The 22,024-nt window shown below is 60.2% G+C and carries 20 protein-coding genes; 15 read left to right on the top strand and 5 right to left on the bottom strand.

What is annotated here, in order from left to right:
* Positions 1-85 precede the first annotated feature (85 nt).
* Complete coding sequence (locus tag HU218_RS07580; protein WP_174874336.1) at positions 86-874, bottom strand: alpha/beta fold hydrolase; 789 nt, start codon at positions 872-874, stop codon at positions 86-88.
* 130 nt (positions 875-1,004) lie between these two features.
* Between HU218_RS07580 and HU218_RS07575 the strand changes: the two genes are divergently transcribed.
* From HU218_RS07575 to speA, 6 genes are all read left to right on the top strand, one after another.
* On the top strand, positions 1,005-2,801 hold the full coding sequence (locus HU218_RS07575; RefSeq protein WP_174874335.1) for a GGDEF domain-containing protein: 1,797 nt from the start codon (positions 1,005-1,007) through the stop codon (positions 2,799-2,801).
* Positions 2,802-3,227: 426 nt separating this feature from the next.
* Entirely contained in the window at positions 3,228-4,361 is a 1,134-nt protein-coding gene (locus tag HU218_RS07570) for an ABC transporter ATP-binding protein (protein WP_174874334.1), read from the top strand.
* 10 nt (positions 4,362-4,371) lie between these two features.
* A complete protein-coding gene (locus tag HU218_RS07565; protein ID WP_174874333.1) occupies positions 4,372-5,289 on the top strand; it encodes an ABC transporter permease subunit in 918 nt (305 codons plus the stop codon).
* A complete protein-coding gene (locus tag HU218_RS07560; RefSeq protein ID WP_174874332.1) occupies positions 5,282-6,148 on the top strand; it encodes an ABC transporter permease subunit in 867 nt (288 codons plus the stop codon). The genes HU218_RS07565 and HU218_RS07560 overlap by 8 nt, the downstream gene beginning before the upstream one ends.
* A 147-nt stretch (positions 6,149-6,295) precedes the next feature.
* Positions 6,296-7,585 (top strand): NAD(P)/FAD-dependent oxidoreductase, encoded by a 1,290-nt coding sequence (locus tag HU218_RS07555; RefSeq protein WP_174874331.1) that lies wholly within the window; start codon positions 6,296-6,298, stop codon positions 7,583-7,585.
* Between the two features lie 332 nt (positions 7,586-7,917).
* The gene (gene speA, locus HU218_RS07550) at positions 7,918-9,798 is read left to right on the top strand and encodes an arginine decarboxylase (protein ID WP_174874330.1); all 1,881 of its coding nucleotides are present in this window, start codon (positions 7,918-7,920) and stop codon (positions 9,796-9,798) included.
* Positions 9,799-9,929: 131 nt separating this feature from the next.
* On the opposite strand, the gene HU218_RS07545 is transcribed toward speA, so the two are convergent.
* Positions 9,930-10,481 (bottom strand): phasin family protein, encoded by a 552-nt coding sequence (locus HU218_RS07545; RefSeq protein WP_174874329.1) that lies wholly within the window; start codon positions 10,479-10,481, stop codon positions 9,930-9,932.
* A gap of 226 nt (positions 10,482-10,707) precedes the next feature.
* Here HU218_RS07545 and phaR point away from each other — a divergent pair, with 226 nt between their 5' ends.
* The 9 genes from phaR to HU218_RS07500 all read left to right on the top strand — a co-directional run bounded on the left by phaR (position 10,708) and on the right by HU218_RS07500 (position 19,890).
* On the top strand, positions 10,708-11,268 hold the full coding sequence (gene phaR / locus HU218_RS07540; protein ID WP_174874328.1) for a polyhydroxyalkanoate synthesis repressor PhaR: 561 nt from the start codon (positions 10,708-10,710) through the stop codon (positions 11,266-11,268).
* A gap of 120 nt (positions 11,269-11,388) precedes the next feature.
* Entirely contained in the window at positions 11,389-12,708 is a 1,320-nt protein-coding gene (gene rimO, locus HU218_RS07535) for a 30S ribosomal protein S12 methylthiotransferase RimO (RefSeq protein WP_174874327.1), read from the top strand.
* Between the two features lie 577 nt (positions 12,709-13,285).
* Entirely contained in the window at positions 13,286-14,449 is a 1,164-nt protein-coding gene (locus HU218_RS07530) for a response regulator (protein ID WP_174874326.1), read from the top strand.
* Positions 14,450-14,459: 10 nt separating this feature from the next.
* Complete coding sequence (locus HU218_RS07525) at positions 14,460-15,908, top strand: HAMP domain-containing protein (protein ID WP_174874325.1); 1,449 nt, start codon at positions 14,460-14,462, stop codon at positions 15,906-15,908.
* Between the two features lie 120 nt (positions 15,909-16,028).
* Positions 16,029-16,619, top strand: coding sequence for an O-methyltransferase (locus tag HU218_RS07520; RefSeq protein WP_174874324.1), 591 nt, complete (start codon positions 16,029-16,031; stop codon positions 16,617-16,619).
* 3 nt (positions 16,620-16,622) lie between these two features.
* Entirely contained in the window at positions 16,623-17,696 is a 1,074-nt protein-coding gene (pheA, locus tag HU218_RS07515) for a prephenate dehydratase (RefSeq protein WP_174874323.1), read from the top strand.
* Between the two features lie 93 nt (positions 17,697-17,789).
* Positions 17,790-18,377, top strand: a complete 588-nt coding sequence (locus HU218_RS07510; RefSeq protein ID WP_174874322.1) for an LOG family protein — start codon at positions 17,790-17,792, stop codon at positions 18,375-18,377.
* 9 nt (positions 18,378-18,386) lie between these two features.
* The gene (gene aroF / locus HU218_RS07505; RefSeq protein ID WP_174874321.1) at positions 18,387-19,403 is read left to right on the top strand and encodes a 3-deoxy-7-phosphoheptulonate synthase; all 1,017 of its coding nucleotides are present in this window, start codon (positions 18,387-18,389) and stop codon (positions 19,401-19,403) included.
* A gap of 34 nt (positions 19,404-19,437) precedes the next feature.
* Positions 19,438-19,890: an OsmC family protein gene (locus tag HU218_RS07500; protein ID WP_174874320.1), complete on the top strand. Its 453-nt coding sequence runs from the start codon at positions 19,438-19,440 to the stop codon at positions 19,888-19,890.
* Positions 19,891-19,945: 55 nt separating this feature from the next.
* Here HU218_RS07500 and HU218_RS07495 read toward each other — a convergent pair whose 3' ends face one another.
* From HU218_RS07495 to dapF, 3 genes are read right to left on the bottom strand one after another with little or no spacing between them, the layout of a single operon-like run.
* Positions 19,946-20,512, bottom strand: coding sequence for a hypothetical protein (locus tag HU218_RS07495; protein WP_174874319.1), 567 nt, complete (start codon positions 20,510-20,512; stop codon positions 19,946-19,948).
* On the bottom strand, positions 20,509-21,144 hold the full coding sequence (locus tag HU218_RS07490; RefSeq protein ID WP_174874318.1) for a DUF484 family protein: 636 nt from the start codon (positions 21,142-21,144) through the stop codon (positions 20,509-20,511). The genes HU218_RS07495 and HU218_RS07490 overlap by 4 nt, the downstream gene beginning before the upstream one ends.
* Positions 21,145-21,180: 36 nt before the next feature.
* Positions 21,181-22,011 carry a diaminopimelate epimerase gene (gene dapF, locus HU218_RS07485; protein ID WP_174874317.1) on the bottom strand — a complete coding sequence of 277 codons (831 nt, stop codon included), beginning with the start codon at positions 22,009-22,011 and terminating at the stop codon, positions 21,181-21,183.
* Between the last annotated feature and the right edge of the window lie 13 nt (positions 22,012-22,024).

Raw genomic sequence — 22,024 nt, 5'->3', positions numbered from 1 at the left:
GCCGGGCCAGCCGGCTGTCACGGCTGTGAATGTTGATGGCGCATCTGCGCAAGTTGCGGCCCTGCCGCTACAGGTTGGCCGCAGGCTAGCGGTCGGCAAATCTGAATATCTGCTGGCAGAAGGCTTGCGGAGCCTCGAGGTGAATGGCGTGGCCAGCGCCCGGCAGGATGTCCAGTGTCGCGCCCGGGATGCCTTGCTGCAGTAGCTTGGCCTGGTAGGGGGGGGTCAGACGGTCTTCATCGCCGACGATGATGTGTGTGGGCATGGCCAGTTCGTGCAGCCAGCTGCGGGCGTCGTGCTGCAATACACCGCCGATGATGCGCTGGATGGTTTGCCAGCTGGTCAGGGCGGAGATGCGGCGCAAGTCCGGCAGCATGGCGCTGGCGGTGGTAAAGAAGCGGCTGGAGAACAACCACGGCAGGCTGATATCGAAGCGCAGGTTATCGCCGCCGGCCTGCTCGGCATTGCCCCAGCTGGCCGCGATCTGTTCGTTGACGGCATCCGACCAGGCTAGCGTGGAAGCCAGTAGCAGGCGCTGCACGCGTTGCGGATGGCGGCGGGCAAAGTGCTGCGCCACCATGCCGCCGTAAGAGAGGCCAACCAGGTAGACGCTGTCGATGCCGAGTTGCGCCAGTAATGCGGCGGCATCGTCGGCTTGCTGGGGTAGCGGGTAGTAGTCGGCGGCGGTCTGTTCGCTCTGGCCCTGGCCCTGAAAATCCAGACGCAGTACGCGGAAGCGTTGCTCCAGTTGCGGGGTCATCAGTCCCCACGCCAGCGTGCTCATGGTCAGTCCATTGAATAGCAACAGGGTCTGGCTGCCCTGGCCGCTGATTTCGTAGTACACCTGGCGTTGCTGGATAGTCATAAATGGCATGTCATTCCCCTTGCTGGCATTTTCATTCTAGATGCAAACCGCCATGCTGCGGCCGGGGTGCTGTCCCGATGCTGTCATACAGTCGCAGTACAGTAGCCATCTTCGATAAAAATCTGTGTGTCTGTCCATTATGCAAGACCTGCTCGTGCCTGCTGGCGTTGTTCCGGATGATGCCGCCGAATTGCTTGATGCCATCATTCGCGATGGTCTGGTGCAGGTGGTGTTTCAGCCCATTGTCTATCTGGCAACCGGTGGGCTGGTCGGTTACGAAGCGCTGGTGCGGGGGCCGTCGGATTCGCTGCTGTACTCGCCGGTGGCGCTGTTCGGGCAGGCTGAGTTGCTTGGTGTCTCGGCGCAGCTGGATCGGGTGTGTATCGGTGCGGTGTTGCGGGAGTTTGCCCGCCAGCAGTTGCCGGGCACGCTGTTCGTCAATGTGATTCCGGATACCTTGCTGGGCGAGCATTTGCCGCCAGGCGACTTGCTTGCCATGCTGGATGCCGCCGCGGTGGCGCCGTCACGGGTGGTGCTGGAGTTGACCGAAACCCGGCCTCATGCCGGTTATCGCGCCTTGTGTCAGGTGGCTGCCGAGTTGCGGGCTGGCGGGCTGCGCCTGGCGCTGGACGATCTGGGGGAGGGTTTTTCCAATCTGCGACTGTGGTCCGAGCTGCGGCCGGACCTGGTGAAGCTGGACAAATACTTTGTGCAGCAGATGCATCAGGATGCGTTGAAGCTGCAGTTTGTGCGTTCACTGGTGGATATGGCGCGTGCTGCCGGTGCGGTGCTGGTGGCGGAGGGTGTCGAGCAGCCGGAGGAGTTGGCGGCGTTGCGCGAACTCGGGGTGGTGATGGGGCAGGGCTATCTGGTGGCACGTCCACTGGCTTTGCCGGCGCGTCACGGCAACTATCTGTTGCCGGTGCCGACGGCAGGCAAGGTTGGCCGTCAGCTGCCGGTGGCCCGCGAGTTGCTGCTGGACATTCCGTATTTGACCGATGCCTCGTGCTGCGATGAGGCGTACCGGCTGTTTGCCGATAATCCGGCCTTGTTTGCCGTGCCGGTATTGCGAGACCGGCGGCCGCTGGCCTTGCTGTCGCGGCACCGGGTGCTGGAGACGTTTGCCAAGCCGTTCAATCGCGAACTGCTGGGCAAGAAACCCTGCCTGACGCTGGCGGATATGTCGCCACTGGTGGTGGCGGCCGATACCGATATCCAGACTTTGTCCGCCCTGGCTTCTGCCGACCGTCGCCATCTGGTCAACGGTTTCATCATTGTCGAGGATGCAGCGTACCTGGGGATGGGTACCGGACACGAGCTGATGCGCATGATCAGCGAGATGCAGCTGGCGGCTGCGCGCTATGCCAATCCGCTTACCGGTCTGCCCGGCAATGTGCCGATCAGTGATGAAGTGGCGCGGCGGCTGGATTGCGGCCAACCTTTTGTGGTGGCCTATGTCGATCTCGATCATTTCAAGCCGTTTAACGACCACTACGGCTATGGCGCCGGCGATGACATGATCCGCCTGCTGGGGGCGATCCTGGAGGCGGCGGTGGAGCCGCTGCTGGATTTTGTCGGCCATATCGGCGGCGACGATTTTGTGGTGCTGTTGCAAAGTTGCAACTGGCGGCAGCGCTTGCAGCAGGTGTTGCAACAGTTCGATTTGTCGGTGCCCACCCTGTTTTTACCGGCGGATCGCGCTGCTGGTGGCTTTGAGGTGGTGGATCGCGATGGCCGTTTGCGCTTCTTTCCGCTGACCAGTGTCTCGATCGGTGTCTTGCCGGTGCAGCCCGGTTGCTACGCCTCGCACTATGAAGTGGCATCGGCCGCGACGATGGCCAAAAAAGCCGCCAAAAAACAGGCGGGTAGCGTGCTGTTTGTCGAACCTGCCTGCGGCTGCACTGCAATGGTGCAAGCGATGCCCGTGTTTGAGTAATTAAACGCGTGGTGTGCTGCGCCTGTTTCCGACGTTATGTTTGCTGCAATGCAACGCGTAAGTGCCTGTTGTGTCGTGGGAAACAGCGACTGTCGATTTTTTTACGTCTTCCTTGTCAATTTTATTAAACGTGGAGTAGCCTGCTGTTGTGCATGCCGCTAGCGGGTGCCAACGAACAGCATGATTAACCTGTTCAAAGGTTGCCGCCGTGTCTTCCTGAATGGCTGGTGACCATGATCAGCATGCTGTGTGCTGCCGGGCGAGTCCGATCCTTGCATTGTCAATACCGAAATGTTGTTACATGCCTGCTACCCGCTGGTTCTTGCTTGTCGCTTGCATCGCAGGGTAGGGTTGGAATTAGCCGCTTATACAGCTGTTTGAATAATTGCAGGGGGCCATCGCAGCCTCCATTCGGGAAGAAATATCATGGTGGAAACTGTTAAACAGTCTGCTGTTTCTCAATCTGAGACGCCCTATCTGCGTATCAGCAACGTGGTGAAGAAGTTCGGAGACACCGCCGCCGTTGATGGCGTGGATCTGGAAATTCGTAAAAACGAGATTTTTGCCCTGCTGGGCAGCTCGGGGTGCGGCAAGTCCACCCTGCTGCGCATGCTGGCCGGGATGGAGCGGCCAACCTCCGGCAAGATCATCCTGGATGGCGAGGACATTACCGGCCTGGCACCGTACGAGCGTCCGATCAACATGATGTTCCAGAGCTACGCGCTGTTTCCGCACATGAGTGTGGCGGACAACATTGCTTTCGGCCTGAAGCAGGACAAGCTCGGCAAGGGCGAAATCGATGCCCGCGTGGCCGAGATGCTCGACCTGGTGCAGTTGCGCAAGTATGCATCGCGCAAGCCTTACCAGCTGTCCGGCGGGCAGCAGCAGCGTGTGGCGCTGGCGCGCAGTCTGGCCAAACGCCCCAAGCTGCTGCTGCTGGACGAGCCGCTTGGTGCGCTGGATAAAAAGCTGCGTCAGCAAACCCAGCTCGAACTGGTGGGTACCCTGGAAAAAGTAGGCGTGACCTGCATCATGGTGACGCACGATCAGGAAGAGGCCATGACCATGGCGACCCGCATCGGCATCATGAGCGAAGGCCAGCTGCTGCAGATCGGTACCCCGGCAGAAATCTACGACTACCCCAACTGCCGCTTTACCGCCGAATTCATCGGCGAGACCAATGTGTTCTCCGGTCCGGTGGTGGTTGATGAGCCGGATCGCGTCGAGATCGAATCGTCCGATCTGGGTGGCCGGGTATGGGTCGATCACGGCATTACCGGTCCGAAAGGCATGCAGGTATGGGCCAGCGTGCGTCCGGAGGATGTGCATGTGCATGTGGTGCCGCCAGCTGCGGGTGCCAATACCGCCAAGGGCGTGGTACATGACATCGCCTATCTGGGCAGCTTCTCCATCTATCACGTCAAGCTCGGCAGCGGCAAAGTGGTTAAGTCGATGATTTCGGCCAACCACTGGCACGAAAACAATGTCAAGGCGCCGACCTGGGGGGACCCGGTGTACATCAGCTGGCGTCCGGACATGCCGGTAGTGCTGACACGCTAAGGAGCCGGTCATGAACCTGATGAAAATGAAAGCCAAGTTCAGGCTGGGGAAATCGGCGGTAATCAGTATTCCCTATGTCTGGATGCTGCTGTTTTTCCTAGTGCCGTTCTTCATTGTGCTGAAGATCAGCTTTGCCGAGCAGGCGCTGGCGATTCCGCCGTTTACCAGCCTGCTGCAGGAGGAAGACGGTGTAATCCGTGGCTTGTCGCTGTACTTTGGCAACTTCAGCTTTATCTTTTCCGATGAGCTGTATGCGGCAACTTATCTGTCGTCGCTGAAGGTGGCGCTCGTTACCACGCTGATGTGCCTGCTGCTGGGCTATCCCATCGCTTACGCGATTGCACGTACCGATCCGGCGCGTCGCAACATCTTGCTGATGCTGGTAATGCTGCCGTTCTGGACCTCTTTCCTGTTGCGGGTTTATGCGTGGATGGGGCTGCTTAACGAGAACGGGCTGATCAATAACCTACTGCTGTCGTTGGGGGTGATCAGCGAACCGCTGCACATGTTCCATACCGACTTTTCGCTGTATCTGGTGATGCTGTATGCCTACCTGCCGTTCATGATCCTGCCGCTGTATTCGCATCTGGTAAAGATGGATGTGCGTTTGCTGGAGGCGGCTGCCGATCTGGGCGCCGGGCCGATCAAGGCGTTCTTTGCCATTACCTTGCCGTTATCCAAAAACGGCATCATCGCCGGCTCGATGATGGTGTTCATTCCGGCGGTGGGTGAGTTCGTGATTCCGGAGCTGGTGGGTGGTACCGATACGCTGATGATCGGCAAGGTGCTGTGGAACGAGTTCTTTGACAACAACAACTGGCCGATGGCGGCGTCCGTGGCCATCATCATGGTGCTGATGCTGATCGTCCCGATCGCCTTGCTGCACCGCTATGAGACTCGTGAGCTGGAGGGCAAGGGCAATGTATAACGGTAACAAACTGTCCCCGTTCCTCAAGGGCGTACTGATTGTCGGCTTCCTGTTCCTGTACATCCCGATCATCAGTCTGATTGCGTACTCGTTTAACGCTTCCAAGCTGGTGACGGTGTGGGGGGGCTTCTCGGTCAAATGGTATGGCTCGCTGTTCCAGAACGACCAGATCATCAGCGCGGTGAAGCTGTCGATCGAGATCGCGCTCGCCAGTGCCTCGTCTGCGGTCGTGCTGGGCACCATTGCCGGTTTCGTGCTGGCACGTTTCAAGCGCTATACCGGCAGCACGCTGTTTGCCGGCATGATGACGGCACCGATGGTAATGCCGGAAGTAATTACCGGTCTGTCCATGCTGCTGCTGTTCATCTCGCTGGAACAGTTCATCGGCGTGCCGTCAGAACGTGGCTTCTTCACCATCTGGGTTGGTCATACCACGCTGTGCATGGCTTATGTCTCGGTGGTGGTGCGCTCGCGGCTGCTGGAGATCGACCAGAACCTGGAAGATGCGGCAATGGATCTCGGGGCTCGCCCGTTGAAGATCTTCTTCGTGATTACCCTGCCGCTGGTATCGCAGGCGATTGCTTCCGGTTTCCTGCTGTCCATCACGCTGTCGCTGGATGATCTGGTGACTACTGCCTTCCTGTCCGGCCCGGGTTCGACCACCCTGCCGCAGGTGATCTTCTCCAAGGTGCGTTTGGGTCTCAATCCGGAGATCAATGCACTGGCAGCGATTACCGTGCTGGTGGTAGGTACCGTGGTGCTGATCGCCAACTATCTGATGCTCAATGCCCAGCGCAAGCGGGAGCAGGCGATTGCTGCTGCCATGCGCGAGGCTGCGCCGGTGCCGGTTGCCGGCTGAGTACCAAGCTGTTGCTGCGGCGAAGCCCTCGTATGGCTTCGCCGTTTTTCTTGCCTGCCAGACAGTCCGCTGTCATGAGGTGTTTATCTTGCTGCCCAGTATTGCGTTTCCCTGATTCCTGTTTTTTCACGTCAACCAGAGGTACCTATGCTTAATTGCACTCGCCAGCCCCATGCCCCGTCCTACTACGCTGCTACCGCTGTTCCCTGGGAGCCAGGGGAAGCGTTGCAAGGGGCGGTCGAGTGCGATGTCTGCGTGGTGGGAGGCGGTCTGGCGGGGGTTTCGACTGCGCTTAACCTGGCGGAGCAGGGGCTCAAGGTGGTGTTGCTGGATGGTTCGCGCATCGGCTTTGGCGCCTCCGGCCGCAATGGTGGGCAAGTGATTGCCGGTTTTGCCTGTGATATGGACACCCTGCGCGGTCAACTCGGCGATGCCGGTGCCCGGCAGATGTGGCGCATGTCGCTGGAGGCGGTGGAAATCATCGAGCAGCGTGTGCGGCAGCACGACATCCATTGTGACTGGACGCGTGGCTACTGCACGGCCGCTGTCAAACCGTCACATTTCCAGGATTTGGTGAACTGGCAGCGCGAAGCGCAGGATTTCTACGGCTATGCGCATTATCAGCTGTGGGATCGCGAGCAGTTGACCGCATTGCTGGCATCCGACCGCTATCAGGGCGGATTGTTTGATCCGCTGGCAGGGCACATTCATCCGCTTAACTATTTGCTGGGCCTGGCGCAGGCTGCACGCAATGCTGGCGTAGTGATTTATGAGCAGTCGCCGGTATTGAACTATGAAGAAGGTGTGGCGCCGCTGGTGAAAACTGAAGGCGGTAGCGTGCGTTGTCGCCAGCTGGTGCTGGCTTGCAATGCCTATGTCGGCGCGCTGTCAGGGGGACTGGAAGATCGCATCATGCCGGTGGGGACCTATGTGATTGCCACCGAACAGCTGGGAGAGGAGCGCGCCCGTGGTCTGATCGCCAACAATATGGCGGTATGCGACACCAATTTTGTGCTCGACTACTACCGGCTGTCTGGTGATCACCGCATGCTGTTCGGCGGCAAGGTCAGTTATTCCGGTCGGGAGCCGGCCGATCTGGCGGCGGCGATGCGCAAGGACATGTTGCGGGTGTTTCCGCAGTTGGCCGATGTTGCGGTGGAGTACGCTTGGGGCGGTTTCTGCGATATCACCATGAATCGGGCGCCGGATTTTGGTCGCCTTGCGGCCAACATCTACTATGCACAGGGCTTCTCCGGACATGGCGTTGCGGTGACCGGTCTGGCCGGCAAGGTGATTGCCGAGGCCATTGCTGGCGACGATAGCCGTCTGGCGTTGTTCGAGCGTTTGCGGCACCGCAAATTTCCGGGCGGCAAGCTGTTGCGCACCCCGGCGCTGGTGCTGGGAATGGGCTGGTACCGGCTGAAAGATTTTCTGTAAATGCGCGCGGGCCGGTGTCGAATATCATGGACAAACCGGCCCGATTTTCTCTGGGCGCTGCTGTGGCGCAATCTTTTAAAAAACAGTCATGTATGTAGTGTAGTTTGACTGGGGTGGCCAAGGGTTGGCCGCAGGCTTGTTCATTAAAATGGACAAGGCAAAATTGTGCTTGTCAGGGGGCGTGAGATTGCTAAAATCCGCGCTCGTTTTTTGGCGACAACCGCCAATTTATTGCGCGCTCCGACATCCCAGGCCCACATGAAGCTTTCTTAGCCCGAAAGCCGCGCACTAAGGAGCAGTTTTCCATTTTTGAATAATTAGGAAATCCTTTCATGGCTTGGACTGTGGCGGATAGCCGGAGCCTGTATGGCATCCGGCATTGGGGTGCTGGCTATTTCAACGTCGGCGAGAACGGTTGCGTCAAGGTGCGTCCCAATGTGCACCATCAGCGCGAAATCGATCTGCACGAACTGGCACATACCCTGGCGGACAAGGGGCTGGACATGCCGCTGCTGGTGCGCTTCCCCGATATTCTGCAAGACCGCGTTACCCGGCTGTGCCGCGCTTTCGACAACGCGATTGCCAGCCAGAACTACGGCAACCGCTATACCGCCATCTACCCGATCAAGGTGAATCAGCAGGAGGCGGTGGTGAAGAGCATCATCGCCACCCAGGACGTGTCCATCGGCCTGGAAGCCGGCTCCAAGCCTGAACTGATGGCGGTGCTGGCACTGTCGCCCAAGGGCGGCACCATCGTCTGCAATGGCTACAAGGATCGCGATTTCATCCGTCTGGCACTGATGGGGCAGCGCCTGGGTCACGAGGTGTTCATCGTGATCGAGAAGGAATCCGAAGTCGATCTGCTGATCCAGGAAAGTGCCAAGCTGGGTGTAAAAGCCAATATCGGCCTGCGCGTGCGCCTGTCTTCGCTGGCGTCCAGCAAATGGGCGGATACCGGTGGCGAGAAAGGTAAGTTCGGCCTGTCGGCGGCGCAGCTGATTTCGGCGGTGGATAAGCTGGTGGCGGCGGGGCACGGCAGCAATGTCCGCCTGATGCATTTTCATATGGGGTCGCAGATCGCCAATATCGCCGATTACCGTGCCGGTTTCCGCGAGGCAATCCGTTACTTTGGCGAGCTGCGTGCGCTGGGTCTGCCTGTAGATCATGTGGATGTGGGCGGTGGTCTGGGCGTGGACTACGACGGCACCCACTCGCGCAATGCCAGCTCCATCAACTACGACATGGACGAGTACGCCAACGTAATCGTGTCGATGTTGTCCGAGTTCTGCGACGAGAACGATATTCCGCATCCGCGCGTGTTTTCCGAGTCTGGTCGCGCCATGACCGCGCACCATGCGGTGCTGCTGATGAATGTAACCGACGTGGAGCGGCTGCCGGACAGCGTGCCGCAAGTCGAGGATGTGCAAGCTCTGCCTAAACCGGTGCGCAAGCTGTTCGAGCTGATGAACCTGACCGATGCCGAGATGGTGACCGAAACCTACTACCGTGCCAGCCATCTGAGCTCGGAAGTATCGGATATGTACGCCGAGGGCCGCATCACGCTGAAAGAAAAAGCATTGGCCGAGCAGGTGCATGCCGCGTTGTGTCGTCGTCTGCAAGCGCAGCTGACCGCCAGTCAGCGTTCGCAGCGTCAGGTTTTTGACGAACTGGCCGACAAGTTGGCTGATAAGTACTTCTGCAACTTCTCGGTGTTCCAGAGCCTGCCGGATACCTGGGCTATCGACCAGGTGTTGCCGATCATGCCGTTGCATCGTCTCGACGAGCAGCCGACCCGCCGTGCGGTATTGCAGGATCTGACCTGCGACTCCGACGGCAAGGTGAAGCACTATGTTGACCAGCAGAGCATCGAATCCAGCATGCCGGTCCATGCGGTGGAGCCGGGCGAGGAATACCTGATCGCGGTATTCATGGTGGGTGCCTACCAGGAAATTCTGGGCGATATGCACAACCTGTTCGGCGATACCGATTCGGTAAACGTCTATGTGCGCGAAGGCGGCAAGGTTACCTTCGAGGGGGTTGAGGAGCACGACACCATCGAAGATATGCTGCGCTACGTGCACCTGTCGCCGGAAGAGATTCTCAACCGCTACGAAGGCAAGGCGCGTGTTGCCGGTCTATCGGCGGAAGAGCGCTCGGTGTATTTTGCCGAGTTCTGCCGCGGCCTGAAGCAGTCATCGTACCTGTCGGTGTGATGCCTGCGGCCAACCAGGGGTTGGCCGCAGAGTTGGTAAAGATAAAGGCCGTCAGCTGACGGCCTTTATCTTTGTTGCGGGCAAACAAAAGGGCCGTCGCTAGCGGCAGCCCTTGTCACGCGTAGCCTGGCTTAGCCGGCAGTACGCTTCGCGGCGCTTTTGACTGCATCGGCAGTCGCGCTGGTAGCGGCTTTCACGCTGCTATCGGCAAACTCGACCACCTGCTGGCCGGCCTTGGTCAGGGTGTGCAGTGCAGCAGTGCTGGCTGCCAGGCCCGACTTCAGGGTGTTTACCAGAGTTTCGGAGCCGGCCGGGGCGTTCTTGGTGAGTGCCTCCAGGTTGCCGATCACGCTTTTGTTCAGTTCGTTGAAGTTTTCTTCGGCCAGCTTGCCCAGTTCGGCCTGGGTTTGCGACACGATGTCGTAAACGTTGCGGGAGTTGGCTACTGCTTGCTCCAGGTTGCGGGCAGCCAGCTGGTTCAGGCTGCTCACCGCTTGTTGCGGCTCTTTTACATCGCCCAGTTCGCGTGCCAGTTTGACATTGTCTTCCAGCGATTGCTTGGACAGTTCCAGGCTCAGCTTGGCAAATTTCTCGGTGCTATCCAGAGAGATTTGTGCCATGCGGAAGGCCATGTCCAGTGCGCCAAAGGACAGCTTGTTCAGTTGTTCGTTGCTGGTAATCATTTGAAACCCTCACTCGCAGTTGTTGGTAGAACGTTGGTCACTGCACGGCAGCCATTGTTATTATTGCTGCGGCATCGCACAATATTCGGGGTGTTTATTGTGCAATGCACAATGACGCGGCGATCTTAACGCAGCCGATCGGTAGCGACTAGGACTTTTACTCTAGTGTGTTGCAATTATGGTAATGTGGCGGCACACAACAAAATGATAATGCTGGGAGTGATAGATGAGTGTTGAGAAGCGGGTCATCAAGAAATATCCGAACCGTCGACTGTACGATACAGCCACCAGTTCCTATATCACCTTGGGGGATGTGAAGCAGCTGGTGCTGGATAACGTGGATATCCAGGTTGTCGACGCCAAGAGTCACGATGACATTACCCGCAGTGTGCTACTGCAGATCATTCTGGAAGAAGAGAGCGGCGGTTCGCCGATGTTCAGTTACGAGGTGCTGACCCAGTTCATCCGTTATTACGGCCAGGCCATGCAGGGCATGATGGGGCCATTCCTTGAAAAGAACCTGCAGATGTTCTCGCAGTTGCAGCAGCGCATGCAGGAGCAGGCCAAGACCATGTATGGTGACAACCCGATGCTGGGTGCCAAGCTGTGGTCCGACTTCCTGAACTTTCAGGGACCGGCGATGCAGAACATGATGACCAGCTACCTGGACCAGAGCACCAATATGTTCCTCGACATGCAGAACCGCATGCAGGAGCAGGCTCGTACCATGTTTACCGGTTTTGGCTTTCCGGCGTATCCGCCCAGCCAGGACGACGATAAAAAATAAGCACTAGCCAGTTTTTTTCTGGCGCGGATTTTTCTATAATCCGCAACACTTTAGAACAGCCGGACCCTGCTTGCAGGGCCCGGCTTTCTGTCTTCTTGATCTTTCTGGGTTGACGTTTACATGTCGCAAGTTGCACCAAAAGTCGGTTTTGTGAGTCTGGGCTGCCCCAAAGCGGCCTCCGATTCCGAGCAGATCCTCACTCGCCTGCGTGCCGAGGGTTACGAAATTTCCGGCACCTATGATGGTGCCGATCTGGTGGTGGTTAACACCTGCGGTTTCATCGATGCCGCGGTACAGGAATCGCTGGATGCCATCGGCGAGGCGCTGAACGAAAACGGCAAGGTGATTGTGACCGGCTGTCTGGGCGCCAAAGGCGACGTGGTGAAGGAGGCGCATCCGTCGGTGCTGGCCATTACCGGGCCGCACGCTACTGACGAGGTGATGACGCATGTTCATACCCACCTGCCCAAACCGCACGACCCGTTCGTCGACCTGGTGCCGGACATCGGCGTACGCCTGACGCCCAAGCACTACGCCTACGTAAAGATTTCCGAAGGCTGTAACCATCGCTGCACCTTCTGCATCATCCCGTCCATGCGCGGCGACCTCGACAGCCGCCCGATCGACAGCGTACTGGCCGAAGCGGCCAACCTGGCCAAGGCTGGCGTCAAGGAGCTGCTGATCATCTCGCAGGATACTTCCGCCTACGGTGTAGATCAGAAGTACAAGCTGGGTTTCTACAACGGTCGCCCGGTAAAGACCCGCCTGCTGGAGCTGTGTGAAGAACTGGGCAAGCATGGCATCTGGGTGCGTCTGCACTACGTCTACCCGTACCCGAGCGTGGACGAGATCATTCCGCTGATGGCGGAAGGCAAGATCCTGCCGTACCTGGACATCCCGTTCCAGCACGCCAGCCAGAAGATCCTCAGGCTGATGAAGCGCCCGGCCAACAGCGAGAACGTGCTGGGTCGCATCAAGAAGTGGCGCGAAATCTGCCCGGACCTGGTGATCCGCTCCACCTTCATCGTCGGTTTCCCGGGCGAAACCGAAGAAGACTTTGAGGAGCTGCTGACGTTCATCCGAGAAGCTCAGCTGGATCGCGTCGGCTGTTTCACCTACTCGCCGGTGGAAGGCGCTGCGGCCAACGAGCTGGCCGACCCGGTGCCGGAAGACGTCAAGGAGGCACGCAAGGAGCGCTTCATGGAAGTGCAGGCGGAAATCTCCGCTGCACGTCTGGCTGCCCGTATCGGCCGCCGTTACACCGTGCTGGTGGACGAGATCGACGAAGAGGGCACCGCTATCTGCCGTAGCTATGCCGATGCGCCGGAAATCGACGGCTTGGTATTTATCGAAGATGCCGACGACCTGAATGTGGGTGATTTTGTCGAGGTCGATATTGTCGATGCCAGCGAGCACGACCTGTGGGGTGAGCGAGTATAAGACGCTGCCCTGCGGCCAACGTTGGGTTGGATCAAAATGGCGCCTCAGCGAAAGCTGGGCGCCTTTTTTCATGATGTCGCAGGGAGGGTGCCGGCTGATTACTAGGGCAACTTCTAGCAACCAACGCGGTTATTGTAGCGCCTTTCCCTGTTGGGGGGGCATATTTGGCGATAGCAGGCGTGCGAGGTTGAGGCGCTAGTTCAAAACGAATGCTACAGCGACTCTGGACTGCCACGCAGGTTCGTGGCGGTTAGCGGCCAGACACAATACCCTGCGCTTACACCCGCATTACCCGCCACTGGCGGGGCATGAAAGCTTGCCGGCAAGCCCTGCGGAGGTGGCGTTTGCCGGGCCGTTTACGGCATGCTGCTTCCGGGCTTGGCTCAGGCGGCACAAGTTTGACAAATAGTTTGAAAAGCACCGGCTAATTGCCAACTATTGATAGTGCAGCCTTATTGATAGCCGTCAAATGCACTGCCGGCCACCAAACGAAAATACAAGACCATGAAGTTGGCCGCACCATGTCTGTGGCTGAACTGTTACCGCCTTGATCGCAGTTACCCACCCCGGAAATGTTATGCAAACCAAACCATTGCTGTATGTGATTGACGACGATTCGCTGACGGCACAGATGATCGAGGATGTGCTGGGCGAACAATACGAGGTCCGCAGTTGCCTGAATCCGCTGCAGGCGCTGCAGCAAGTGGTGGAACTCAAGCCGCAGCTCATCCTGCTGGATATCAGCATGCCGGAAATGGATGGCTATGAAGTCTGCCGCCAGCTGAAGGCGGATTTCGATACCCAGGACATTCCGGTGATGTTTCTGTCCGGCCTGACCACGCTGGAAGACCGCATGGCCGCCTATGACGCCGGCGGCGAGGACTTCATGGCCAAGCCGCTGGAGTTCGCCTTGCTGGGCGCCAAGCTGGAAGCCTTGTCGCGCCACCGGCAACAGCGTGAAGCGCTGGCACAGCAAGCCAGCTACGCCACGGCCACCGCCATGACCGCGATGAGCAATGCGGCGGAAATGGGGCAGGTGGTGCAATTTGCCCGCAAGGTGATGTTGTGCGGAGATATGACCTGTCTGGCGAAAGAGCTGCTGGAAGTCGCCGACAGCTATGGCCTGTCTGCCGCCGTGGCGTTGCGTAACCAGAGCGGTGCGCTGGAAATGAACCAGCAAGGCGAGTTAAGTGCCATGGAGTCCGGCGTACTGCAGCTGATTGCCACTTGCGGGCGGATTGTCGCCATGGGGCAGCGTGCCGCCTTCAACTATGGCGGCGTTACCCTGATGGTGCGCAATATGCCGCTGGACGATGAAGAGCGGCTTGGCCGCTTGCGCGACTACCTGGCCGCCATTGCCGAGTTGGCCGCCGCGAGGCTGGACACGCTGGCACTGGCGGATCTGGCCGAATCGCGCGGCGCCATGCTGGCCTTGCAGCAGCAGGTGGTGGCGCGCGAAGCCAGTCTGCGCAAGGTGCTGAACAGCGTGCAGGCCTGCGTGACGTCGATGGAACAGCAGCGCCGCGACGATCGCTTTCTGGCCACGGCATTGCTGGAAAGCATGCTGGGTGACCTGGAGCGGGAGTTCATTCACCTTGGTCTGACCGACAGCCAGGAAGCCAAGCTCAGCATGGTGCTGCGCAGCGCCAGCGATCGCATCCTCTCCTTGTATGGTGGTGATTTCCAGGCGCTGGAAAGTCTCAAGCAGGTATTGACCGACATGCCGCAGCCGGCCAACTGAGCAACCCGCCATGCGTATCAAGCATCACTTGCTGCTGTGGTTGGTGCTGGGCAGCCTGTTGCCGCTGCTGCTGGTGGTCGGCATCGGTTACGAGCGCTTCGTCACCCATTATCGTCTGTCAGCCGAGGCGCAACTGCAGGCGCTGCTCAGTGTCAGGCTCAACGAGATTGCAAACTGGTGGCAAAGCCAGACCACCATGTTGCAGCTGCTGACGGCAGACAATGATCTGGTTGCCTGCTTGCGGGCGCCGGTGCTGCATGTGCATTCCGCAACCACAGCGGCAAGGGGCGCCGTACCGGCCTGCGACTTCGAGCAGCAAGCCCATATCCTGGCCGGGCACAATGATCTGTTGCTGCTGGATGCCCGCGGCAAAGTGATCTACAGCCCGGATCATCCGGCATGGCTGGGGGCCGATCTGACCTATCCGGCGCAATCCTCATCCCGCATGGCCAGCCAGTTGCAGGAGCTGATCGATATGCCGAGCGATGGGGTGCGACTCATTCCCCATGCGCGTTTTGCACCGCTCAACGCGTTTGCGGCGTTCTGGTTATCTCCCGTCCTGCAACAAGGCAAGCTGCAGGGCTTTCTGATGTTGCGCGTCAACGACGAGCAGCTGCGCCGTATCACCGGCAATTATGCCGGCATGGGGACGGATGGCGAGAACCTGCTGGTCACCAGGCAGGACAATGGCAATGCGCTGGTGGTGTCACCCTTGCGCAATACGGCCAATGCCGCATTCCGGCTCAGAATCACCCCGCAGATGCAGGCCGGACAAGCCATGTGGGGCATGCTGGCAGGCGGTGTCGGTAGCGGCTACGGAATCGATTTTCGCGGTCGTCCGGTGCTGGCGGCATGGTCGGCCCTTCCGCTGCTGGGGGGCGGCATCATGCTCACCCGCGACGAGGCCGCCGTGATGGCGCCGCTGCGGGAGCAGCTTTACCAGCGCATCGCCATGCTGCTGCTGGCTACCATCTTCTCCTGCGCAGTCACGTTCTGGTTTGCCCGCAAGCTGGTGCTGCCGATCAACAAGCTGCTGGACGCCAGCCGGCGCCTCGGCCGCGGCGAGCGGGGCGTCAGACTGGCGCCCCTGTATGGCCATGAGTTTGGGCTGCTGGGGAGCAGCTTCAACGTAATGGCCGAGCAAATCGAGCGCAGCCAGCTGCAGCGGCAACTGCAATTGGGCGATGCCGAGCGTATGGCGTTATCCACCGTGCCGCTCACCAATGGGGTAATTGTCGGCATGTTCGGCATCAAAAACCTGGGCATGCTGTCCGGCGCGGTGTTCTTCTCGCACCAGGTTGGCAGCTTCCTCGGGGTATGGCTGGGTGGGCTGATTTACGACCGCACCGGTAACTACGATCTGGTGTGGGGTTTGTCGATTGCGCTGGGTGTGGCGGCGGCGCTGGCCAATCTGCCGGTGAAAGAAACGTTGGCCGCCCCGGCAGAGGCGCGGGCATGAGGGTGCTGGCCTGGATGCTGTTGGCAGCCATGACCGCACTGGGCTTCTGGGCCTATCTGCAGCCCCTGTTTGTCGTCAATTTGGGTAATATGCTGTCAGCCTGTTTTTAAGGAGTAGTTCATGCTGACCGCAGCCTATCGTGCCCGCCTGCAACAATTGTGGCAGGAGGGCGAAGCGCACGATGCGCGTCATCCGACGCGTGCCGACAAGCGCCTCAATATCACACCGGAAACCGGTATGTTCCTGTACCAGCTGGTGCGCGCCCGCAAGGCGATGTCATTACTGGAAATCGGTACCTCCAACGGCTACTCGACGGTCTGGTTGGGGTTGGCCGCACTGGCGAACAAGGGGCGGCTGCGTTCGGTGGATCACAGTGCGCACAAGACCGCGCTGGCCAGCGCCACGCTGGACTCGTTCGGGCTGCAGCAGACGGTATCTTTGCTGACCGGCGATGCTTTCGGCGTGCTGGCAGGTTGTGACGACGAATCGGTGGATATGCTGTTTCTGGATGCCGACCGGTCACGTTATGCTGGCTACTGGCCTGAAATTGCCCGGATTCTCACCTCGAGAGGCGTCGTGGTGATGGACAATGCCATTTCACACGCAGCAGAGTGTGCGGATTTCCGTGCTGCAGTGCTTGCGACGCATGGCTATCTCGCGGAAACTTACCCCATCGGAAAAGGCCAATTTGTCATCCTGAAAGATCACTGAATCGTGTCGGAAGAACTGCTCAAGCAACATCGTGACGCCATCGACAATATCGATGTCGAAATTCTCAACCTTCTCAATCAGCGCGCCCAGCACGCCCGCGATATCGGCGAGATCAAGGGCGGCGGGATCATCTACCGTCCGGAGCGCGAGGCGCAGGTGTTGCGTCGCGTCAAGGATCTGAATCCGGGGCCGCTGCCGGGCGAATCGGTCGCGCGGCTGTTCCGCGAGGTGATGTCGGAATGTCTGGCGCTGGAAAAGCCGCTGTCGATTGCGTATCTGGGGCCGGAAGGTACCTTTACCCAGTTGGCGGCGCTCAAGCATTTCGGTCATGCCGCCCGTACTGTAGCCTGCGGCTCGATCGACGAGGCCTTCCGTCTGGTTGAATCCCGGGCGCTGGATTACGTGGTGGCGCCAGTGGAAAACTCCACCGAAGGTGCCATCGGCCGCACGCTGGACCTGATGGTCAGCTCGCCGCTGAGGATTTGTGGAGAGGTGGTGCTGCGCATTCACCACCACCTGCTGCGCAAGGAGGGCGATATGGCGGGTATCCGCCGGGTTTATGCGCATGCCCAGGCACTGGCGCAGTGTCACGAATGGCTGAACAAGAATCTGCCCGCCAGTGTCGAGCGGGTATCGGTGGCCAGCAATGCCGAAGCCGCCAGGTTGGCCGCAGAGGAACCGGATTGTGCCGCCATTGCCGGCCAGGCTGCGGCCGAGCGCTATTGTCTGCTGAAGCTGGCCGAGAACATCGAAGACGAGCCTAACAACACCACGCGTTTCCTGGTGTTGGGGAACCAGGATGTCGGCCCGACCGGTCAGGACAAGACCTCCATCATCGTCGCCGCGCCTAACCGTCCGGGCGCGGTGCATTACCTGCTGGAGCCGCTGGCGGCCAATGGTGTGTCGATGACCAAGTTCGAGTCGCGTCCGTCGCGTGCCGGGCTGTGGGATTACGTGTTCTTCATCGATATGGAAGGCCACGCCCAGGATGCCCATCTGGTGCAGGCGCTGGCTGGTTTGCGCGAGCGCACCGCCTTCGTGAAGGTGCTTGGCGCCTACCCGCAGGCCGTACTGTAAGTTGCGCTTTTCGCCGGGCACCTGTCCGGCGAAAAATTTTCTACCCCAAGATTCACTTGTGGAGAGCCCGCTGCCGGCGGGCACAGGCACATCATGACTATTCAATCCATTTGTCTGTTTTGCGGTTCCAGTAGCGGCAGCAATCCTGCCTACAGCGCTGCCGCGCGCGAGCTGGGGGCCACGCTGGCCGAGCGCGCCATCACACTGGTGTATGGCGGTGGCAATATCGGCCTGATGGGCGTAGCGGCCGATGCTGCGCTGGCTGCCGGCGGCCGTGTCGTCGGGGTGATCCCGGGCTTCCTGAAGGAGAAGGAAGTTGCCCACGAAAGCCTGTCCGAGCTGCACGTGACCCAGACCATGCACGAACGTAAGGCCTTGATGGAAGACCTTTCCGGTGGCTTCATCGCGCTGCCCGGCGGCTTTGGTACCTACGACGAACTGTTCGAGATGCTGACCTGGGGCCAGCTGTCCGTGCACCAGAAGCCGATCGGCCTGCTCAATGTCGCCGGTTTCTTCGATCCGCTGCTGGCCATGGTGCAGCACGGGGTGCGCGAGGGCTTCATTCGCGAAGCCAATCTGCAGCTGTTCGTGGTGGCCGATACGCTGCCGGAGCTGCTGGAGCGCATGAACAGCTATCGTGCCGCGCCGGTGACCAAGTGGCTGTCGCATGACCGTATCTGAGTCTGTAGCATGATTATTGTGATGGCTGCAGGCGCGACAGCGCCGCAAATCGATGCCGTGGTTGGCCGCATCCGTGCCGCCGGGCTGAGTGAGCATATTTCGCGCGGCACCGAGCGCACCATTATCGGCGCGGTTGGAGACGAGCGCAGTCTGAGTGCCGACATGTTCGAGACCATGCCCGGTGTCGAGCGTGCCATGCGGGTGGTGAAGGACTACCGCATGGTGTCGCGCGAGGTGAAGCCGGATAACAGCGTGGTGTCGATACGTGGTGTGCCTATCGGCGGGCCGCAGCTACAGCTGATCGCGGGGCCAAGTGCCATTGAAGACGCCGGATCGCTTGCCACGTTGGCCGCAGAGCTGCATGCGCAGGGTATCCGGTTGCTGCGTGCCGGCGCCTACAAGCCGCGTACCAGTCCGTACGCCTTCCAGGGGATCGGCGAGGCAGGGCTGGAATATCTGCAACAGGCAGCGCGCGCGCAGGGCATGCCGATGATCAGCGAGATTCTGGATGTGCGTCAGCTGGACAGCTTCCTGGCCTATGACGTCGATGCCATCCAGGTCGGGCCGCGCAATATGCAGAACGTACCGTTGCTGCGCGAGCTGGGCAGTATCAACAAGCCGGTGCTGCTGTACCGCGGGGTGTCTGCCACGCTCAGCGAATGGCTGATGGCAGCCGAGTACATTGCGATAGGCGGCAACCACAATATCGTGTTCTGCGAGCGCGGTATCCGCAGTTTCGAACCGGCCAGCCGTCACGCGCTGGACATCACCGCCATTCCGCTGTTGAAGCGGGAAACCCATCTGCCGGTACTGGTCGACCCCAGTCATGCCGGTGGCCGTGGCTGGCTGGTGCCGCCGCTGGCCGCCGCCGCCGTCGCCGCCGGCGCCGATGGCTTGCTGCTGGAGGTACATGCCTCGCCGCAGGATGCCTGGTGCGATGCCGAGCAGGCAATCACGCCGGCGCAGCTGCAGGCGTTGCGGGCACAGCTGCAACCGCTGGCCGCAGCCGTTGGCCGCAGTCTGTAATGTCGAGACAATTACCCAACAAGCAGGAGCAAGCGTGAGCGAAAACGCCATCGTCAAATTGCAGCAAGTGCAGGACTACCGCTTTGACAACCACTTTGCCGACGTCGAGCAGCCATTGCAGACCGACGAGCCGGCGCCACTGGGTGGAGGTAACGGCCCGTCGCCATCGCAGTTGCTGGCTGCCGCAGTCGCCAACTGCCTGTCGGCCAGCCTGCTGTTTGCTGCCCGCAAATTCCGCGTGGCACTGGAGCCGTTGTCGTGCGAGAGCAATGCGCTGGTCGATCGCAATGAGCGTAACCGCCTGCGGGTGCAGCGCATCGATGTGGTATTGCGTACCGGGCAGCCGGTGGCGGCTGCGGCCAACCTTGAGCGCCTGCTGGGCAGCTTCGAGGACTTCTGTACCGTATCGCAGAGTGTGGCGCAGGGCATTCCAGTGCATGTCACGGTGCTGGATGCCGACGGCACGGTATTGAAACAGCCGGCGTGAAGTTTTGCGGAAATGTAAAACCCGCCAGAAGGCGGGTTTTTTCTTGCGGCGCTGCTCAGACGTAGCGCAACAGCAGCGGTACCACCAGTTCTGCGGCCCAGCCCAGCAATAACGGAGCGGCTACCGCCGTCATGATCACCCCCGGCCACGATAACCAGCCTTGCTGCTGACGGCTGAGCCGCAGGCATAGCCGGTACAGCAGGTAGCCGCCAGCGGCCACCAGCGGCGGCAGCATGGCATAGGCTTGTAGCGGGCGCCCCGCCAGCACGGTTGACAGGGTGACCAGCCCCAGATGCAGACACAGTTGCGACAGGGCATAGGCCGCCATCAGCGGCGGTACGCCTTGCAGCCGGATGCCGCTGCGGCCAACCTGCAGCGTACCGCAGGCAAGCAGCAGGGCGGCAATGCCGGTCCAGGCGTACGGGTACAGGAACGGCAGCCATACCGGCACCATGGCCAGGGTCGGCAGGGTCAGCCGGAACAGCACGGCACAGATGAAGTAGGCGCCGATGAAGGCCAGCACCGCCGGCAGACTGTCGCTGGCGATCAGCCGCCACAACGCATGCAGCAGATACAGGACGAGCGGGGCCAGGAGCAGCAGGCCGGAAATGTCCGGACTCATGCCTTGCCCAGCACGCGCAGCAGCGCTTGCGACATCAGCTCCGCCATCTGTGCCAGATAGTGGGTCTGCATCTCCAGCGTGAAGCGCTGGGCGTCATCACTGGCGATGACCAGCATGCCGAACGGCTCGGTACCGTCGCGCAGCGCCAGCTGGGCGAAGGACTGCAGTACCGGTGTTGCCGGGAACCAGCTGATGATTTCGTCGTTGGCGTAGGGGCCGCAGTACGGCGCGGACAGGTTGCCGGCCAGCAGACGGATATCCTGACGGCTGTTGTACAGCTCGGTGTTTTCCGCCGCCGGATGCCACAGCCGCAGCGCCACGCTGTGCAGGCCGAACTGATCGGCAAAAGTGTGCTGGATGGCGTGATGCACCTCGGCCAGCGTCTGGCCGCGTAGCAGGGCAATCGCCAGCTTGTGGCTACGTGCCACGATCTGGTCGTTCTGTTCGCCGTGGCGGATCAGTTGCGTCAGCCGCGCTTCCAGCTGGCGGTTGCGATCCTTCAGGTCCAGCATCTGGCGATCGGCAAACGATACCACCCGATCCTGCAGCGGTTTCAGGCCATAACGCGGCGCATGGCTGGCCAGGAAGTCCGGATTGTCGTCGAGGTAGGCCAGAATTTCTTCAGCTTGCACAGATCGCTCCTTTCTTGCGGGCGGCCACGCTGGCCGCTAGACGTCGATTTCGCCGTTGAAGACGGTGACCGCCGGGCCGGTCATTTTCACCGGCAAGCCGGGACCGCCCCAGGAAATGGTCAGGTCGCCGCCACGGGTATGCACGCGTACCACCTTGTCCAGCAGGCCGCGGCGGATGCCGGCCACCACGGCGGCGCAGGCGCCGGTACCGCAGGCCAGGGTCTCGCCGGCGCCGCGCTCGTACACCCGCAGGCGGATTTCGCCGCGGCCAACGATCTGCATGAAGCCGGCGTTGACGCGCTCGGGGAAGCGGCTGTGACGCTCGATCAACGGTCCTTGTTCCGCCACCGGTGCGGTATCGGTGTTATCGACCACCTGCACCGCGTGCGGGTTGCCCATCGACACCACGCTGATATCCACCGAATGCTCGCCGACCTGCAGCGGGTGGGTGATGGCATCGCCTTCGGCATGGAACGGGATGTCCAGCGGGGCAAAGCGCGGTACGCCCATGTCGACGGTGATCAGGCCGCTGTCATCCAGCATCGGCACGATCACGCCCTTGGCGGTTTCCACGCGGATGGCACGCTTGTTGGTCAGCTTCTGTTCGGTGACGAACTTGACGAAGCAGCGGGCACCGTTGCCGCACTGTTCCACCTCGCTGCCATCGTTGTTGAAGATGCGATAGCGGAAGTCGTTCTCTGCTGCCTGCGGGGCCTCTACCAGCAGCAACTGGTCAAAGCCCACGCCGGTATGGCGGTCGCCAAGCTGGCGCAGGCGCTCCGCGGTCAGGTGTACGGTCTGGCGTACGCCGTCGATCACGACAAAGTCGTTGCCCAGGCCGTGCATCTTGCTGAACTTGAGTTTCATGGGTGCTCTGGAT

It is taken from the genome of Vogesella oryzae, assembly GCF_902829295.1.
Taxonomy (GTDB): domain Bacteria; phylum Pseudomonadota; class Gammaproteobacteria; order Burkholderiales; family Chromobacteriaceae; genus Vogesella; species Vogesella oryzae.
This window is presented reverse-complemented; position numbering and strand designations above follow the sequence as displayed.